Raw genomic sequence first — 18,607 nt, 5'->3', positions numbered from 1 at the left:
ATTCAAACAGTTAAATAATTAAAAATCAATCATTTATGTGGTTAATCAATTCATCTATTGGTAGAAAGGTAGTGATGTCTGTAACAGGCATAGCACTGATTCTATTCATGACATTCCACTGTTGTATGAATGTTGCTGCACTCTTTTCTAAAGATGCCTACAACATGATTTGTGAGCTGTTGGGTGCCAACTGGTATGCAGTTGCGGCGACGGCAGGTCTTGGTGCCTTGGCAGTTTGTCACATTGTCTACGCTTTTATCCTTACAGCACAGAACCGTCGTGCCCGTGGTGCCAATCGTTATGAGGTTACGGCAAAGCCTGACAAGGTAGAGTGGGCCAGTCAGAACATGCTTGTTCTCGGTATCATTGTATTGCTGGGGATTGGCCTCCACCTTTTCAACTTCTGGTATAACATGATGTTTGCAGAGCTTGTTGGTATGAAAACGGTTCTTGAACCCACTGACGGTTTTGGCTTGATTGTAGCGACATTCAAGAACAAACTCTATGTAGTGCTTTACATCATCTGGATTGTTGCACTGTGGTTCCATCTCTCTCACGGTTTCTGGAGCGCCATGCAGACCGTTGGTGTCAATGGCAAGGTGTGGTTTAACCGCTGGAAGATCATCGGTAATGTTTACGTTACACTGTTGATGCTCGCTTTCCTTGTGGTAGTACTTGCATTCGCTTTCGGTTGTGCACCAAGTCTGTGCTGTGCTACATCACACTGTGTTGCGTTATAAGCAATCTAATATGAATTTTTAATTTAGAACAATCATGACTAAGACATTAAATTCCAGAATACCAGAAGGACCTGTAGCTGAAAAGTGGACCAACTATAAGGCTCATCAGCGTTTGGTCAATCCAAAGAATAAATTGAAGCTGGATGTTATTGTTGTCGGTACGGGTCTGGCCGGTGCCAGCGCTGCCGCATCTCTTGGGGAGATGGGTTTCAACGTACTGAACTTCTGTATCCAGGACTCTCCTCGCCGTGCACACTCTATTGCTGCGCAGGGAGGTATCAATGCAGCAAAGAACTATCAGAACGACGGTGACTCCGTTTACCGCCTCTTCTACGATACCGTTAAGGGCGGTGACTACCGTGCTCGTGAGGCCAATGTCTATCGTTTGGCAGAGGTTTCAAATGATATTATCGACCAGTGTGTGGCACAAGGCGTACCTTTCGCACGTGAATACGGTGGTATGTTGGCCAACCGCTCATTCGGTGGTGCACAGGTAAGCCGTACCTTCTATGCCAAGGGACAGACCGGTCAGCAGCTTCTTCTCGGTGCTTACTCTTCATTGAGTGCACAAATCAATGCGGGCAAGGTGAAGCTCTTCACGCGCTATGAAATGGAAGACGTTGTTATCGTCGACGGCCATGCACGTGGTATCATTGCCAAGAACCTCATTACCGGTGAGCTTGAACGCTTCACAGCCAATGCCGTAGTGATTGCTACCGGAGGTTATGGAAATACTTATTTCCTCTCTACTAACGCTATGGGCTGCAACTGCACAGCTGCCGTTCAGTGCTACCGTAAGGGTGCTTACATGGCAAATCCTTCTTATGTTCAGATCCACCCGACTTGTATTCCGGTGCATGGCGACAAGCAGTCTAAGCTGACATTGATGTCTGAGTCGCTCCGTAACGACGGACGTATCTGGGTTCCAAAGAAACTTGAAGATGCCAAGGCATTGCAGGAAGGAACCAAAAAGGGCTCTGATATTCCTGAAGAAGACCGCGATTACTATTTGGAGCGCCGTTATCCAGCCTTTGGAAACCTTGTTCCTCGTGACGTTGCCTCACGTGCAGCCAAGGAGCGTTGTGACAAGGGCTTCGGTGTCAATAACACAGGCTTAGCCGTATTCCTCGACTTCTCTGAGTCTATCAATCGCCTCGGCATTGATACCATTCTTCAGCGTTATGGCAACCTTTTCGATATGTATGAAGAGATTACCGATGTCAACCCTGGTGAAGTTGCCAATGAGATTAACGGTGTGAAGTACTATAATCCGATGATGATTTTCCCTGCTATCCACTATACAATGGGTGGTATTTGGGTCGACTATGAGTTGATGACCACCGTTCCCGGTCTGTTCTCTATCGGTGAGTGTAACTTCTCTGACCACGGTGCCAACCGTCTTGGTGCGTCAGCTTTGATGCAGGGATTAGCCGATGGCTATTTTGTTTTGCCTTATACTATTCAGAATTATCTCGCAGACCAGGCGCTTTGGCCCAAGGTTCCAACAGACCGTGCTGAGTTTGTAGAGGCAGAAGAGGGCGTGAAGAAAGAGATTGATCGCCTCATGAACATCAAGGGTAAGCGTTCTGTTGACTCTATCCACAAGGAACTTGGCCATATCATGTGGGAACATGTGGGTATGGGCCGCACCAAGGAAGGCCTCGAAACAGGTTTGAAGTTGCTGAAAGAACTCCGCGAAGAGTTCAATTCAAACCTCTTCATCCCAGGCACCAAGGAAGGTCTCAACATTGAGCTTGACAAGGCTATCCACTTGCGTGACTTCATCTTGATGGGCGAACTCGTGGCCTACGATGCGCTTCATCGTGAGGAAAGTTGCGGTGGTCACTTCCGTGAGGAGCATCAAACAGAAGAAGGAGAAGCTAAGCGCGACGACGAAAACTTCTTCTATGTGGGCTGCTGGGAATATCAGGGAGACGACACCAAGGCTCCTGAATTGATCAAGGAACCACTCGAGTATGAGGCAATTAAGGTACAAACACGTAACTATAAAAATTAGTTGACGGTTGTATAGTGGACAAGTTGACAAGTTGTCGGCTTGTTCCTTCTCCAAGAACATAAATTATAAATGCAGACAAGACAAGCAAGTATATGGTGTTGTAAGACTTGAAGTATGAAGACTCATAAGGATTTAACCGTCTGGCAAAAGGCTATGGAACTGGTCATGGAGGTTTATAAAGCCACCAAAATGTTCCCTCGGGAAGAAATCTTCGGATTGACTTCTCAAATGCGCAGAGCTGTCGTGTCAATTCCTTCCAACATAGCCGAGGGCTACGGAAGACTCCATCAGCGTGAAACTGAAAACTTCCTTAGCATAGCATTAGGCTCTGCATGTGAGTTGGAAACACAGTTAATCCTTTCGAAGGATTTGGGTTATATTTCTTTAGATGAAGTAGAACAGTTGACTATTGAAGTGCAAAATATCATCAAGATGTTAGCTGCTTTGATAAAATCATTAGGCAAATAACCCGTCAACTCGTCCACTTGTTTACTTGTCAACTAAAAAATAAGAACATGGCAAAGAATATATCATTCACAATAAAGTATTGGAAACAGAATGGTCCACAAGACCAGGGACATTTCGATACACGCGAGATGAAGAATATCCCTGACGACACCTCGTTCCTTGAGATGCTCGATATTCTGAACGAAGAACTCATCGACGACGGTCAGGAACCTTTCGTTTTCGACCACGACTGCCGTGAGGGTATCTGCGGTATGTGCTCACTTTATATCAACGGTACACCTCATGGAAAGACCGAGCGCGGTGCAACAACCTGCCAACTCTATATGCGTCGTTTCAATGATGGCGACGTTATCACCGTAGAGCCTTGGCGTTCTGCAGGCTTCCCTGTTATCAAAGACTGCATGGTTGACCGCTCCGCATTCGATAAAATCATTCAGGCTGGCGGCTATACTTCTATCCGCACAGGTCAGGCTCAGGATGCCAATGCAATCCTGATCAGCAAAGAAAATGCAGACGAAGCTATGGACTGCGCCACTTGTATCGGTTGCGGTGCCTGCGTAGCTGCTTGTAAGAACGGTTCTGCAATGCTCTTTGTAAGTTCTAAGGTGAGCCAGTTGGCACTCCTTCCACAAGGTAAGCCCGAGGCCGCACGACGTGCCAAGGCGATGGTTGCCAGAATGGATGAGCTTGGTTTCGGTAACTGCACGAACACCCGTGCATGCGAAGCTGTATGCCCTAAGAACGAGAAAATTGCCAATATAGCCCGTCTTAACCGCGAGTTTATCAAGGCAAAATTCGGTGATTAAACTTACTCCTTCCTCGGTTTCCGGGGTAGGAATAAAGAATATAAGGAGGGAAATCCAATTGGTTTTCCCTCCTTTTTTCCCTTTCAACTTCGAGGTTTGAAGATTGAACTTCAAGCTTTATCATGTGTCACATTTATTGAGATGAAAAGCGACTTTGTAAAGTTTGTTGTGCGGTTTTTAACACTTCCGGAGTCGACCAAATAGAAATGAAAACGCGTTTTCCATGCTTTTGCGAAGTCCTTTTATGGCTTCGATGCCCTCGTTTCTTTCCTCTTGCTTTACAATCTACGCCACTTTACGGCGCCATTTGCACCAAACGACCGCACAAAGTGAATGGAATTACCACGCCACTTGACGCATCTTACACAGTCATTTGACGCAAATGACAACATGCTTTGACGTCGAAATGCACATTCATTCCAAGTAAATGAGATAATCATTTGATAGTCAATGTATTGCAAAACACCCTCAAAACTCGCGTATTTCGGGCTGAGGGAAAACTGTTTTTGAATTCGCGAGCTGTGTGAGGGCATTTGTAAAGAATGTTGACGGGTATCGATACATTCCTAAATCTCAATGTTCAGAAGCTGAAACTCCAGGCTTCTGCTCTCTTGGACAGCCACCAGGAGACACCGATTGTGACAGCACCGATAGCCAAACCTATATACAGAATGTTCTGTAACAGGAATGTCATCAGCGTTGTTTTTGCACTGAAAATAAGCCCCTCTGCAGGCGTTGGGAGCGTGAAGATGACTAATGTAGCGATGCAACCCAATAGTAGGCCCACAGCGAATGTAAAGGAGGCAATGTGCTTGTTCTTCTGTTTCTGTGCCTGCTGATAGGCTTTCACCTCGTCGATGAGCGTCATCTGCCGTTGCAGTTTCTGCATGAAAGCGTTGTCGTCTGACAGTTGTGGACGATAATCTGCTAACATATTTTTGAAAAACTTATCCTCATTCATCTTTCAATCTCTTTTTAAGTTCTTCGCGACCCCGCGAGAGTTGCTTCTTGACGGCACTCTCTGTGGCATCGGTTATTTCGGCTATTTCTTTCACCTGATAGCCTTGCATGTAATGTAACAGCATTGTTATCCGCACTTTTTCTGATAGGGCTTCTAACGCAATGTATAGGGCTTGATAGCGAAAGGTGTTATCGGTTTGCTGCGCGTCTTGAATGATTTTAGCACTTGCTATCGGTTCTTCTGCATGGCTTTTCAACTTTCGCCGGTTGTCAATGAATACGCGGTAGGCTATCTTCATCAGCCACGAAGAAAACCGTCCGCGTTCATCATATTGCGACAACTGCATGTAGGCTTTCAGCAATGTGTCTTGAGCCATGTCGTCAGCTGTTGTGCTGTTGCCACAGCACAAAGCCGTCAGGAACCGACGCAATGCCGCTTGTTCCTGACTGATTTGCCTGACGAATTGGTCTCTTGTCATCATCTTATGACTGCGCTTTGTTCTTTCCCAATGTTTTCTTTCCATTGAAATGGGCTACGAGTAGGCCTGCTCCAATGCCTATGGGAATGATACCGAAGATAATTCCAAGCGTCATAAACTCTGTGTTGAAGCCTTCGAAGCTGCATAATCCGATGAAACAAAGCATGCAAAGCAGCCCCACGATGAGGAGTATTGCGCCCCAAAGCAGTTCGAGATGCAGCATTGTTTTCATTTTCTCTTCAAAGGATTTGCGTGGTGGATTAAACTTGTTGAGGAAGTCTTGCACGTTGATATCCGCGTTCTTCTCTATGGCTGCCATGAGTATATCGCTTTTCTTTCGCGTTTCATATTGCTTGTTTTTATAGCGAAGAGAGGCCATAGTGATAGGCAGTAAGACGCAAATCGCGATGATAAATACCATCTGATAAGCTGCAGTTACATTGTTCATAGTTTTATGTTTTAATTGTTATACATTCTGTTTTCATTGAACCGGTTCATGGATATAACGCTTTCCATGATGAAAAAGTGACTGAACAGTTCCACTTTTTCCCACTTTTTTTCATGCTATCTATAAAAAACAAGAAAGGGAAACCATTCAGAATGGCTCCCCTTCTTCCTCTATATCAACTTTCGTAACTATGTTTTCGTGGAAAAAATCAAAACAATGTAATGCTTATAATCTATTTTCCGATGCAAAAAGAAAAATCGTTCTTCCTGATAACGCTCTGTAATCCCTCCTCCATTTCCTCGCTTTTAGCGCTCCCCTCTCCTTGGAGAGGGGTTGGGGGTGAGGCTTTACTTCAACCTTTCTTCCACCTTCTCCCAGTCCACAATGTCCCAACTTGCAGCGACATGGTCGGCACGTCGGTTCTGGAAGTCAAGGTAGTAGGCATGTTCCCACACGTCAAGTCCGTAGAGAGGTGTAAGGCCGTGACGCAGCGGATTGCTGCCGTTTGCCTCCTTGGTAATGACGAGTTTGCCGTCAGCCTGTTGCGAAAGCCAGGCCCAACCCGAACCAAACAGCGTCGTTGCTGCCTGTGTAAACTGCGCTTTGAAATTGTCGAAGTTGCCAAATGCGTCGTTGATAGCATTCAGAATTCGGCCTTCAGGCAGGTTGTTATGGCGTGGAGCACGGAACTGTTCAAAGTAGAGTGCGTGGTTTAACACCTGTCCTGCATTGTTGAAAATCGGGCCTTCGGGTGCTCCTTTCACGATTTCTTCCACGCTTTTACTGTCCCATTCGGTGTCTTTTACAAGCGAACTAAGTGTATTAACGTAGTTCTGCAGATGCTTACCATAGTGGAAGTTGATAGTCTGTTCGCTGATAACAGGCTCCAAGGCCGTTGTTGCATAAGCCAATTTTGGCATTTCTATTTTCATCATGTCTTTGTCTTTTTAATTTATAAATACGATAGATTTCCTCCCTTTATCCATTCTTTGTGGATTTCTTTTCTGTTGCAAAGTTATGGAAAAACATTCGTTTCTCCAATCGAAAAAACATATCAGGCGATAGATGAAGGCATGATTTCGTGGAGTGGGTGACTGGAATAACTATCTTTTAGACGGCAACAGACCTTGGCTGCAAAATGTGCAACCAAGGTCTGTGCTTATGTTTTCAACTGCTTTTACAAGCTTTATAGGTTGAAATTCGGATGAATTACTTCTTGAAAATCTCGTCGATAAACTTGTAGAATGAGGGATCTTCACCCACAACAGTCTTCACAATCTTACCGTCGGGCCCTATAAGTATCTTCGTTGGGAAGCCTTGAACGCCATATTCTGCAAGCACTTTACTGTCCTTAGGATTATAGACGTGTAGCCAAGGCAGTTCATGTTTTCTCACAGCTTCTTTCCATTTGGCTTCAGTATCATTGCAGTCAATGCCTAAGATCTCGAACTTTCCGGCGTATTTCTTATAGTATTCTTTCATTTGCGGCATGCCGCGGATACACCAGATGCACCATGAACCCCAGAAATCCAGCAATACATATCTTCCTTTCAGACTTGAAAGAGAGAGTGGTTTGCCGTTGATGTCGTTCAAGGTGAAGTCGGGAGCCACGACACCGGCAGCCTGGGCAGCCTTTGATTTCGCTTCTGCTTCAGCCTCTTCTTTATAGGCTTTGATGATGTTTTGATAGTAAGTCTTCATTCGTCCGCTCTTGACGGTGTTCGATAGTAGTGAGACTCCTTCTTCAATCTCGTCTTTTCCAAGAGCCACAACCGCAGCAGCACTGGCTTCCCAATCGGCATGCTGCTTGATGAAACCAACAATTGCATCGTTCACTTTCTTTTCAAGCGCGGGGGCTTTTGCCTCATATTCATCCATCACCTTTGAGCGGTCTTCGCCTGCCTTGATGCGTTGTGAAAGCCTTTCACCAAGATCATTGAGTGCTTTCTGGGCCGTTTCGAGCTGTCGGTCGAACTGACCGTACTGCTGATAGAACTTCGTTCCGCCAATGTCATAGCGTGTGGTGACGTCTCCTTTCAGTTCCAAGGTCTCTCCGGGAACAGCCACAATGCGCAGCTGTTTGTTCTCCTTACGGTGCAAAGTCTCCATGGAAAGAAGATAGATATCCTTCGGTTCGTCTACATGGAGCGTAGCCGTGAACTTGTTGTTCTTCACAAGTATGGTGTCGCGATGATAGGTTTTGCCCTGTGGAATCATAGCCACCACCGTGTCACCAAAGTTTTTCAGTTCGGCTTTCACCGTGAAATTGCCATCTGCAGCAATAGCAGTCTGTGTGGCAAGCAACAGTGAAAGACCTACAATTGTCTTGTTCATATTCCCTGATTTTAATGATTATATTGCGTTGATGTATGCCAAATTCGCGTGATGCAAAGGTATAACATTGGCAAAAATATAAAATAAAGGCCCTAAATGAAGCATTCAGGGCCTTTATTTTAAGTATTTTTATTTCTTCTTCGGGCGTCTTCTTGCCCAACCTTCTTCGCTGAAGTCGGGTTCATCTCCTTTGAGTTTGATACTTTTCCCGGCAATAAGACTGCGCCAATCCGTTTCGTTTTCTTCTTCATGTTGACGCTGACGGCGTTGTGGACGCTCATTGTTGTTGCGACTCTGACGGCCTCCACGACTGCTTTTCTCACTGCGGCCACCGCGTTTGCCGGCTCTTCCGTGTCCGTCTTCATCGGCATCATTGCAGCGCACTTCGCGCCCCTTGTAGCTTGTTCCATTGAGGGCTTTCATCACTTTCTGTGCGTCGTTCTCGGGCACTTCGATATAAGAGAATTTCTGTAGCAGGTCAATATGTCCCACTTCCTGGCGTCCATGCACATGCTTGTTGAGGTATTGCATGATTTCACCGGGATAGAAGCCGTCACTCTTTCCAAGATTGATGAAGAGGCGGCGATAGCCACTTTCGGCCACATGCTGACGTCGTCCGCTGCTCACCTTGCCGCGCATCGAGCGGTCACCACGCTCGCTTCGGCTGCCTTTTCCAGCCATTGGCTTCTCTATTTCGGGTGCATGCTTGTAGTAATCAAGGAAGCGTCCGAACGTAACGGTTACCATTTTCTTGATAATGTCCTCTTTATCTACGTATTCAAACTGGCGCATGATATCATCCATGTAAGGTGCAATCTGGTCTTCATCAACGTCAGTTTTCATGATGTCGTCCATCACCTTATAGAGCTGTTTCTTGCAGATTTCCTCGGGTTTCGGCAGTTCTCCATCGATAAAGTCCTTGCCGATCTGCTTTTCTATCTGTCTGACTTTCCACTTTTCCTTGACATGTATGATGCTGATTGAAGTTCCTTTCTTGCCCGCACGCCCTGTTCGGCCACTTCGGTGCGTATAACTTTCGATGTCATCGGGCAGTCCGTAGTTAATGACATGAGTCAAATCGTTCACGTCAAGCCCACGGGCAGCGACGTCAGTAGCTACAAGCAGCTGCACCGTATGTTGGCGAAACTTCTGCATGGTGAGGTCACGTTGCTGCTGACTCAAGTCGCCATGCAATGCTTCGGCGTTATAACCGTCTTTGATCAGCTTGTCGGCAATCTCCTGAGTCTCTATCTTTGTGCGACAGAAGATAATGGCAAAGATACGTGGATGAAAGTCAACGATGCGCTTCAGTGCCAGATATTTGTCCTTGGAATGTACGAGATAGTAGATGTGGTTCACGTGTTCTGCGCCCTCGTTACGGCTTCCTACGACGATTTCCTTATAGTCGTGAAGATAGCTTTTGGCCACTTTCTCCACCTCACGGCTCATCGTTGCCGAGAAAAGTAGGGTGTTGCGGTCGTCCGGGAGCTGCTCAAATATGGCGTTGATACTGTCAGAAAAGCCCATGTTCAGCATTTCGTCAGCCTCATCGAGCACCACATTGTTCACTTGGTTGAGTTCCATTACACCACGATTGATAAGATCTACCAATCTGCCCGGCGTTGCAACAACAATCTGCACACCGTGTTTAATGGTGCGAATCTGTGGTCGAATGTCGGCACCTCCATATACAGGAACGATGTTCATGCCGTTGATATACTTGCTGAAGTCTTTCAAATCATCAGCAATCTGCACGCAGAGTTCGCGCGTCGGACTAAGAATAATGGCCTGGGTTGCACGGTTCCGTGCATCAACTTTCTGCAAGAGGGGCAGTCCGAAGGCTGCAGTCTTGCCTGTTCCTGTCTGTGCAAGCGCAATGACATCATTCTTGTTGCCTAACAAATAGGGGATAACTTCTTCCTGAACGGGCATCGGATGTTCGAAGCCCAATTCCTCAATGGCGCGGCGAATGTCTTCACTGACGCCCAATTCTTCAAATGTTTTCAATCTTTTTCCTTATTAAATGCGAAGGTACTAACGCCCTTCCAGCCATTTAATTTGGGCGCAATTCCTTCCGGATAAATGGAAGTTGATTACCTATATCTTAACTCCAACTTCCTCAAAGTCGGGTGCAAAGATAGTGATTATCAATGAATAAGAAGAAAGAAAAGGCGTAAAAAAGTATAAAAGAAAGGGGAGGAAGCCTCTCCTTCCTCTTCGGGGAGGAGTTTGGGGAGAGGCTTTTTGATTTTCCTTTATAAATGCCTTTGCATAACTCGCGAATTCAAAAACAGATTTCCCTCGGCTCGAAATACGCGAGTTTTAAGGACGTTTGGCAAAGCATTGAGTGTCAAACGATTATCTCATTTATTTGGAATTAATGCGCTTTTTGACGTTAAGGCATGTTGTCATTTGCATCAAATGACTGTGTAATCTGCGTCAAAAGACGTGGTAACTCCATTCACATTACGCGGTAAAATGAATGGAGTTGCATCGCACAAGGAGGGGAACAAAGCCTCACCCCCTGCCCTTTGCTAAGAAATAAAGAGGAAAACAAGGCCTCTCCCCCTACCCCTCTCCAAAGAGAGGGGAGTAATATGTTCGCTAATTATATTGTATTATAAACTCCATTTCAAAGACATTTCACTCCCCTCTCTTTGGAGAGGGGTAGGGGGAGAGGCCTTGTTTTCCTCTTTATTTCTTAGCTGAGGGGTTGCAGTTTCTGCTTCCCTACAACCACAACACAGCCTCGTTCCCCTTATTAAACAGCAGGTCGAGGATGCTCATGTTGGGTTGAAAGCCGTGTTTCTGCTGATAAACTTGATAGTAGGGGCGGGCAATAAAGTCGCTGTCAAGGTCAGGATGCTTGGGGCGAATGGCGTCGCGGAAGTCGTCGGTGAGGCTGTTCAGTTCGGCGTTTTCAGTGCAAGTACCTATCGGTTGAAATGCAGTTGTGAGCTGTATTTGTGGTCGAATGTCGAGCAGTTCTGTCATTTTCTCCGTGATAGCCATGTTAAAGTCGATGAGAAATGTCCACTTCTGTTCAAAGAAAGGGCGCAAATCGTCTTCATAGTACATGAAAAAGGGACTTTCACCATAGGCCGAGCAGAGGGCATGCCAATGGATATGACGCCAGTTCCCGTGGTCAGAGATGCGGATATCCTGCATGGGCGTCTTCGAAAGTTGGTTGCCTTCGGGACATGAAACGGGTATTGAGAGTGCCTGCAAACCGTTGGTTGTCGGTATGACACAACGGTTACGATAGGTCTGTTTGACGAAGTTGTCGTGCTGTTCGATAAGGCATTGGTCATAGCGATGTAGCTTCTGATACCATTGAACAGGGCCAAAATAGGTGGAAGAAAGCAGGGCTGTTTTCAACATCTGAGCGAGTTTGAAAGTTAAAAAGAGGCAGTCTTGTCAGAAAGGCAGGTAGAAAAGGCGGGAAGCCGGCCCTATAATATCGTGGTAGGGCACGAGGGTTTGGCCGCTTCCTGTGCTGACCAAATAGGCATAACAATGCTCACAAAGGCATTTTTCGCAGCACACCATGGGGATAACGAAGCGCTTTTGGGCAACCGTCAAAGTGTCTCCGGGCAAGGCTCTGATGCGTCCTAAATGCTTTTCTTTCGTGCCGAAGACGATGAGTTGGCCCCGTTTATAGTTGCCATGTGCCAACATGTTCACCATCACTCGGTCGCCCTGGCGCAGCACGGAGGCTGCCGGGACACGGTAAATGGCGAAAGCAAAGGAGCGCACGACAATGACTAAAAGCAGTGCAATCCCAAGACTGAGAAGCCAAGCACGTAGTTGTTGCATCATAAACGCCCCCTTTCTGCACCGCCAACCTCATGGGAGGCAACAGGCGAAAAGGGGCATTCTTTACTTATTTTCTATTTGATGTTATCGACAAAATTAAAGAGACGACTCCAACGAATGCCGCTGAAACCGGGATGATCAGGGTTGTGACTCCACCAGATGAATATCGGCTTGCCCACGATATGGTCTTCAGGAACGAAGCCCCAATAGCGGGAATCTGCACTGTTATGACGGTTGTCGCCCATCATCCAGTAGTAATCCATCTTGAAAGTATAGCTGTGGGCAAGTCGTCCATTGATATAGATTTGTCCGTTTTTCACCTTCAGATCGTTGTGCTCATAGGCACGAATGGGACGCTCATAGACGGCGATATTCTTCATATTGAGCTTCACTGTGGCTCCCTTTTTCGGTATCCACACGGGGCCATAGTTGTCGCGAGTCCAGCCCGTATAGGCGTTGAGAGGGTAGAGGTCGCCTGTCTGTGCGTCGGTATTCAGGTGAATGTCAGCCACGATGTCCTTGCGGGCAGCAAGCTTTTTGGCGGCTCTCTGTGTCAAAGGCAAGTAGCCATATTGGTTAAGACTGGCCATATCCTCATTTGAAATGCCGAGTTCGTCCATCAGTTCCGTAGGCATCTGTCCCTTGAGTTTCACGTAGTAACTGTATTGAACGTTATCAGGTTCCTTGTTTGCCTTGCCATTCAGATAGACAATACGGTTCTTGATCTGCAGCGTCTGACCTGGAAGACCGACGCAACGCTTCACATAATTCTCTCTGCGGTCAGTCGGACGGGTGATGATTTCACCGTATTCAACCGGATTGTCTTTCATGTATTTACGTCCCATGGCCATGACACTTTCGAGATAATCACGCTGTGAATAGGGGTTCATTGCCTTCAAATCGGGCTGTTCCATGCCCTGCGAAGCAAGCAGACTTTTGCCGATATAGGAGCAAAGGGCATAATAGTCCTGATCTTTATAAGTGTCGGCAGAGCAGAGCGTATCACCTGCGGGATAGTTGAAAACAACGATATCATTGAGCTTAACATGGCCTAATCCCTTCACGCGTCGATAGTCCCAATGAGGCCATTCAATATAGCTCTTGGTGTTGATGATGGGAAGTGTGTGCTGTGTCAGCGGCATGCTGAGCGGTGTTTCGGGGATGCGTGGCCCGTAACTCACCTTGCTCACGAAGAGATAATCGCCTGTCAACAGACTCTTTTCGAGTGAACTTGAAGGGATAACGAAGTTCTGAAAGAAGAACAGATTGATGAAATAAACGGCTACCAAGGCAAAGACGAGAGCATCAACCCAGCCCATGATGAAGCGTGTTGGGCCTTCAGCGTCTTTCCACCACTGCCATTTGATCTTCTTAGAGATATAGACATCGTAAATAAAAGGCACCACAATCAGTCCCCACCAGCTGCCAACCCAGAAGAGAAACAGCAGGTAACAGAGGGTGACAGCAATGAATTTTCCCCATTGAACGCGTGGGTTAATCTTGGCTTTTTCCTTATCTATCATTGTATTCAGAATTTAAATAGATCGCTGGTAGTCAGCAATCCCGTATGATCTTTTGTGTATTCAGCGGCTAAGACAGCACCCAAGGCAAACCCTTTTCGGCTGTGTGCGTCGTGTGTTATCGTGATTTTGTCAGCTTCACTGTCGTAGCTGATGCTGTGAATGCCCGGTACTTCATCGCGTCGGATACTTGCAATAGGCAGTTCGTTGGCTGCAACGGTATTGCTTCCTTCCTCACTTCCGTCGGCATGATGCTGCAAACCTTTCACCCATTTGTCTTTTCTGTCGAGGTTTTCGATAATATCTTCGGCCAGCGTTATGGCTGTCCCGGACGGTGCATCAAGCTTATGAACGTGGTGAATCTCCTCCATTGCAACGTCATATTGCGGGAATTGGTTCATAATTTTAGCCAAATAGCGGTTTACAGCGCTGAAAATGGCCACGCCAATCGAGAAGTTACTGGCCCAGAAAAGGGTCTGCTTGCCGTCTTTGGTCAGTGCTTCAACGTCGGCTTTATGGTCTTTCATCCATCCCGTTGAACCGCTGACAACTTTCACATTGTGGCTGAAAGCCTTGAGATAGTTGCCATATGCCGCCGTTGGATTGGTGAATTCGATGGCTACATCAGCGTTGATAAAGGCATCAGAGTCGAAGTCTTGCTGGTTGTCGGCATCGATTTTGCATACAATTTCGTGGCCACGTTGCAGGGCAATCTCTTCAATCATGTGTCCCATTTTGCCGTAGCCAATCAATGCTATTTTCATTGTCTTATTGTGTTAAATGTTTCTTTTCACATTGTTATATATGGGGCAAAGTTACTAATTTATCTGCTGATTTTATAAGTATTTGACGCATAATCTGTTGAAAAGTCTGTTGTTTTATCAGTTTTTTTGTATTTTTGTAGAAAATATAGCTGCACTCGGCAGATTATGAAATCATTCACTTTGCGCTCGTTTGCAATATTTTTGAGAACATATAGTGCCACAAGATTATCATGGAATTGCTTTTGCATTACGTATGGAAACATAAGATGTTTCCGTTGAAACCACTGAAAACAGTCGATGGAATGGCTGTGGAAGTGATTGATTCCGGCCTGCATAATCACGATGCGGGGCCTGATTTCTTCAATGCAAAGGTAAAGATTGGAGGCACACTATGGGTGGGAAACGTTGAAATTCACGATAAGGCAAGCGATTGGTTCGCCCATAAACACGACTTGGATGAAAGCTATAACAACGTGATTCTGCATGTCTGCAGATGCGTTGACACTGTAGTAACAACGCAGAAAGGCGACCGTTTGCCTCAAATGGAACTCGAAATTCCCCCTTATGTCATGCAGCATTATCATGAATTATTGGCCTCCGACCAGTATCCTCCATGTTATAAAATCATACCGGATCTAAGCCGTTTGATGCTCACTTCATGGCTCACGGCCTTGCAAACCGAGCGTTTGGAGCAGAAAACAGAGGCCATAAAGCAACGTGTAAAGGCTTGCGATGGCTCGTGGGAAGCAGCTTATTTCGTCACATTGGCACGCAACTATGGTTTCGGAATCAATGGTGAAGCTTTCGAACAGTGGGCATTAAGTCTGCCATTGCAAGTCATTGCACACCACCGCGACAATCTTTTTCAGATTGAAGCCCTGTTCCTTGGGCAGGCAGGACTGTTGAATATCGACGCCGTTTCCATGCGCCACCGCGATGAAGTGCTTGAGGAGGGTTACTTCTCCAAGTTGCAACACGAATATATCTACCTTCAACACAAGTTTAATCTCAAGCCCATTGACTTTCATCTCTGGCGCTTTCTGAGACTGAGACCGCAGAATTTTCCTCATATCCGCATTGTACAGTTGGCCCAACTCTATGCCAAGCAGCAAGCAGGATTAAGCCAATTGCTTGATTGCACGACAGTGAAAGCCGCCATGGAATGCCTCCGAAGCAGTGTAACGCTTTATTGGCAGACGCATTACAGCTTTGGCATTTCGAGCGAATTCAGCGAGAAGCAACTCTCCACTTCTTCGCTCCAACTGTTGATTATCAATACCGTTGTGCCGATATTATTTGCTTATGGGCGCCATGTCAGCAAGGAAACATTCTGTGAAAGGGCCTTTGATTTTCTCGAACAGCTGCGACCTGAGAACAACCATATCGTCAGAATGTGGCGCGACTGCGGTCTGCAGGTGATGCATGCCGGTGACTCTCAAGGACTGATACAACTGAAAAATGAATACTGTGACAAAAAGAATTGCCTGCAATGCAGGATTGGTTATAAATACTTAAAGCAGAAACTATGAGTAAATACATCTTTGAAACGCGCATGGAAGTGCGCGACTACGAATGTGATATCGAAGGTATTGTGAACAATGCCAACTATCTTCACTACACCGAACACACCAGACACTGCTTCTTGAAGCATGCCGGACTGAGCTTTGCACAGATGCATGAGAAAGGAGTTGATGCTGTTGTAGCCCGTATGCAGTTGGCTTATAAGACGCCACTCCGCTGTGATGACGAGTTCATCTCACGCATGGGACTGCGCAAGGAGGGTGTGCGCTATGTTTTTAATCACGACATCTTCCGTGCTAACGACGAGCGACTTTGTTTCCATGCTGACGTAGAATTGGTCTGTTTAATCAATGGACGACTCGGCAACAGCGAAGACTACGACCGCGCCTTTGCCCCTTATTGGCAGACCGAAGAACAGAAATAACCTTGCCATGACAGCCCAACAGGAACAACTCAACACGCTGATTCTCTCGCGCATTGGTTTCTATAACCTTGCAGGAATACTCGAAGTCTATCGTCGGGTGGGTGCCGCTACGCCTGTTATCGAACAGCATTGCGACATCAGGAGCCTCATTCCTGAGGCTTCACAGCGTCTTGTTGAGGCTTTTCAAGACATCAGTTCCTTGCAGAAATGGGCCGAAGCCGAACTCGAGTGGGCTGAAAACAACGGCGTGCAGGTGCTTTGTTTAGGCGATGAACGCTATCCCCGACGTCTCAGCGAATGCTGTGATGCACCGCTTGTGCTGTTCTATCAAGGCACGGCCGACCTCAACTGTCCACGCATTATCAATGTTGTGGGCACACGACGCAGTACACTTTACGGGCAAGATCTTATCCGAAGGTTCGTCACCGACCTGAGAAAGCTTTGCCCCGACACGCTTATTGTGAGCGGACTTGCTTATGGTATCGACATCAATGCACATCGGCAGGCACTCGACAATGGCTTTGAAACTGTGGCTGTTCTGGCCCACGGACTCGACATGCTCTATCCCCATGCGCATCGGGACACCGCGAAACAGATGCTCAATCAAGGTGGACTGCTCACGGAATATGCCACACATACCAATGCCGACAAACAGAACTTCGTGCGCCGTAACCGTATTGTTGCAGGCATGAGCGACGCCTGCATTGTCGTTGAAAGTGCCTCTCATGGCGGCGCACTCATCACGGCACGCCTCGCTACAGAGTACAATCGGGATGTCTTTGCCTTTCCCGGAGCTGTCGGAGCTGCCTATAGTGAGGGCTGCAACAACCTCATCCGCGACAACAAGGCTGCGCTCATCACGTCGGCTTTCGACTTCGTCAATGCCATGGGATGGCAGGACAATATGCTCAACCGCGCCCGAAACGAGGGCATAGAACGCCAACTTTTTCCTGAACTCAGCAGTGAAGAACAGCAGATTGTGACTGTGCTTCAACGCGAAAACGACCTGCAAATCAACCTCCTCACCCTCAAAACCAATCTTCCTATAGCCCGCCTTACCGCCCTTCTCTTTACACTTGAGATGAAAGGTGTCGTCAAGGCATTGCCCGGAGGCAGCTATCATTTGCTCGGATAGAATATATTTTGTAACTTTGCGGGCGTATGAAAATAGGCAAATTAGACTTTGGTGAGCGTCCGCTTTTCCTCGCTCCGATGGAAGATGTGACCGACATTGGCTTTCGAATGCTTTGCAAACAGTATGGTGCAGCAATGGTTTATACAGAGTTTGTGTCGGCAGATGCCATTATCAGAAGCATCAAGTCGACGCTTGATAAGATGACCATCAATGATGCCGAACGCCCTGTTGGAATTCAGATTTACGGTCGGGATGTCGAGTCAATGGTTGAGGCTGCAAAGATTGTTGAACAGGTGAAACCCGATTTGATTGACTTGAATTTCGGCTGTCCGGTAAAGAAAGTAGCCGGCAAGGGGGCCGGTTCGGGCATGCTTCGCAACATACCGTTGCTGCTTGACATCACGCGAAACGTGGTGAAAGCTGTCAGCACTCCGGTCACCGTGAAGACGCGTTTGGGGTGGGATAATGACAGTCTTATTATCACTGATTTGGCTGAACAACTGCAGGATTGTGGCATACAAGCGCTCACAATCCATGGCCGCACGCGTGCCCAGATGTACACCGGTGAGGCCGATTGGACCTTGATAGGCAAGGTGAAAAGCAACCCTCGAATACATATTCCCATTATCGGTAACGGCGACATCACTACTCCCGAAGAAGCCAAACGTGCCTTTGATGATTATGGTGTAGATGCGGTTATGGTGGGACGTGCCACATTTGGCCGCCCATGGGTATTCAAAGAGATGCGCGATTTTATTGATAACACCACGTCAAGCCCTTTGACCATAGACGACAAAATCGACATTCTTGAGGAACAACTCCGTATTAATGTGGAACGCATCGATGTGTATCGAGGCATTATCCACACGCGTCGTCACCTTGCTTCGAGTCCTATTTTCAAAGGCATTCCCGATTTCAAACAAACGCGTATCGCCATGCTTCGTGCCACGAAAGTCGACGAACTGATTGCGATATTCGAGGAGTGTAGAGGGAAATTAAAGCCTCACCCCCAACCCCTCTCCAAGGAGAGGGGAGTGAAATGCTTAGGAAATGAAGTTTTTAATACAATATAATTAGAGAACATATTACTCCCCTCTCCTTGGAGAGGGGCTGGGGGTGAGGCTTTGTTTCCCTCATTCCTTCTTAGCAAAGGGCTGGGGGTGAGGCCTTGTTTT

18 protein-coding genes are annotated in these 18,607 nt (G+C 46.8%); 8 read left to right on the top strand and 10 right to left on the bottom strand.

Annotated elements, in window-relative coordinates; all coding sequences use genetic code 11:
- Window positions 1-35 precede the first annotated feature (35 nt).
- The 4 genes from EL210_RS02480 (at window position 36) to EL210_RS02465 (ending at window position 4,031) form a co-directional block, all read left to right on the top strand.
- Window positions 36-740: a succinate dehydrogenase/fumarate reductase cytochrome b subunit gene (locus EL210_RS02480; protein ID WP_004373253.1), complete on the top strand. Its 705-nt coding sequence runs from the start codon at window positions 36-38 to the stop codon at window positions 738-740.
- A 34-nt stretch (window positions 741-774) separates the two neighbouring features.
- A complete protein-coding gene (locus EL210_RS02475) occupies window positions 775-2,757 on the top strand; it encodes a fumarate reductase/succinate dehydrogenase flavoprotein subunit (protein ID WP_018919705.1) in 1,983 nt (660 codons plus the stop codon).
- Between the two features lie 114 nt (window positions 2,758-2,871).
- A complete protein-coding gene (locus EL210_RS02470) occupies window positions 2,872-3,225 on the top strand; it encodes a four helix bundle protein (RefSeq protein WP_004373248.1) in 354 nt (117 codons plus the stop codon).
- Window positions 3,226-3,272: 47 nt separating this feature from the next.
- The gene (locus tag EL210_RS02465; RefSeq protein WP_004373246.1) at window positions 3,273-4,031 is read left to right on the top strand and encodes a succinate dehydrogenase/fumarate reductase iron-sulfur subunit; all 759 of its coding nucleotides are present in this window, start codon (window positions 3,273-3,275) and stop codon (window positions 4,029-4,031) included.
- Window positions 4,032-4,611: 580 nt separating this feature from the next.
- Here EL210_RS02465 and EL210_RS02460 read toward each other — a convergent pair.
- From EL210_RS02460 to dapB, 10 genes are all read right to left on the bottom strand, one after another.
- Window positions 4,612-4,992 carry a PTS cellobiose transporter subunit IIC gene (locus tag EL210_RS02460; RefSeq protein WP_018919706.1) on the bottom strand — a complete coding sequence of 127 codons (381 nt, stop codon included), beginning with the start codon at window positions 4,990-4,992 and terminating at the stop codon, window positions 4,612-4,614.
- Window positions 4,985-5,473: an RNA polymerase sigma factor gene (locus EL210_RS02455; protein ID WP_018919707.1), complete on the bottom strand. Its 489-nt coding sequence runs from the start codon at window positions 5,471-5,473 to the stop codon at window positions 4,985-4,987. Before EL210_RS02455 ends, EL210_RS02460 begins: the two co-directional genes overlap by 8 nt.
- Before the next feature lies 1 nt (window position 5,474).
- Entirely contained in the window at window positions 5,475-5,918 is a 444-nt protein-coding gene (locus tag EL210_RS02450; protein ID WP_004377894.1) for a hypothetical protein, read from the bottom strand.
- A gap of 347 nt (window positions 5,919-6,265) precedes the next feature.
- A complete protein-coding gene (locus EL210_RS02445) occupies window positions 6,266-6,853 on the bottom strand; it encodes a superoxide dismutase (protein WP_018919709.1) in 588 nt (195 codons plus the stop codon).
- Window positions 6,854-7,127: 274 nt separating this feature from the next.
- Complete coding sequence (locus EL210_RS02440; protein WP_004377892.1) at window positions 7,128-8,252, bottom strand: TlpA disulfide reductase family protein; 1,125 nt, start codon at window positions 8,250-8,252, stop codon at window positions 7,128-7,130.
- 129 nt (window positions 8,253-8,381) lie between these two features.
- The gene (locus EL210_RS02435) at window positions 8,382-10,259 is read right to left on the bottom strand and encodes a DEAD/DEAH box helicase (protein ID WP_025879573.1); all 1,878 of its coding nucleotides are present in this window, start codon (window positions 10,257-10,259) and stop codon (window positions 8,382-8,384) included.
- A 723-nt stretch (window positions 10,260-10,982) separates the two neighbouring features.
- Window positions 10,983-11,633, bottom strand: coding sequence for a WbqC family protein (locus EL210_RS02430; RefSeq protein WP_018919711.1), 651 nt, complete (start codon window positions 11,631-11,633; stop codon window positions 10,983-10,985).
- Between the two features lie 36 nt (window positions 11,634-11,669).
- Window positions 11,670-12,071 carry a S26 family signal peptidase gene (locus tag EL210_RS02425; RefSeq protein WP_018919712.1) on the bottom strand — a complete coding sequence of 134 codons (402 nt, stop codon included), beginning with the start codon at window positions 12,069-12,071 and terminating at the stop codon, window positions 11,670-11,672.
- 71 nt (window positions 12,072-12,142) lie between these two features.
- The gene (gene lepB, locus EL210_RS02420) at window positions 12,143-13,591 is read right to left on the bottom strand and encodes a signal peptidase I (protein ID WP_018919713.1); all 1,449 of its coding nucleotides are present in this window, start codon (window positions 13,589-13,591) and stop codon (window positions 12,143-12,145) included.
- Between the two features lie 5 nt (window positions 13,592-13,596).
- Window positions 13,597-14,352, bottom strand: coding sequence for a 4-hydroxy-tetrahydrodipicolinate reductase (dapB, locus tag EL210_RS02415; protein WP_018919714.1), 756 nt, complete (start codon window positions 14,350-14,352; stop codon window positions 13,597-13,599).
- Between the two features lie 266 nt (window positions 14,353-14,618).
- Here dapB and EL210_RS02405 point away from each other — a divergent pair, with 266 nt between their 5' ends.
- From EL210_RS02405 to dusB, 4 genes are read left to right on the top strand one after another with little or no spacing between them, the layout of a single operon-like run.
- Window positions 14,619-15,881: a DUF2851 family protein gene (locus EL210_RS02405; RefSeq protein ID WP_018919715.1), complete on the top strand. Its 1,263-nt coding sequence runs from the start codon at window positions 14,619-14,621 to the stop codon at window positions 15,879-15,881.
- Window positions 15,878-16,297, top strand: coding sequence for an acyl-CoA thioesterase (locus EL210_RS02400; protein ID WP_004373214.1), 420 nt, complete (start codon window positions 15,878-15,880; stop codon window positions 16,295-16,297). The genes EL210_RS02405 and EL210_RS02400 overlap by 4 nt, the downstream gene beginning before the upstream one ends.
- 7 nt (window positions 16,298-16,304) lie before the next feature.
- Window positions 16,305-17,432 (top strand): DNA-processing protein DprA, encoded by a 1,128-nt coding sequence (dprA, locus tag EL210_RS02395; protein WP_018919716.1) that lies wholly within the window; start codon window positions 16,305-16,307, stop codon window positions 17,430-17,432.
- A 26-nt stretch (window positions 17,433-17,458) separates the two neighbouring features.
- On the top strand, window positions 17,459-18,505 hold the full coding sequence (dusB, locus tag EL210_RS02390) for a tRNA dihydrouridine synthase DusB (RefSeq protein WP_018919717.1): 1,047 nt from the start codon (window positions 17,459-17,461) through the stop codon (window positions 18,503-18,505).
- Window positions 18,506-18,607 lie beyond the last annotated feature (102 nt).

Source organism: Segatella oris (genome assembly GCF_900637655.1).
Classification (GTDB): Bacteria; Bacteroidota; Bacteroidia; order Bacteroidales; family Bacteroidaceae; genus Prevotella; species Prevotella oris.
This window is presented reverse-complemented; position numbering and strand designations above follow the sequence as displayed.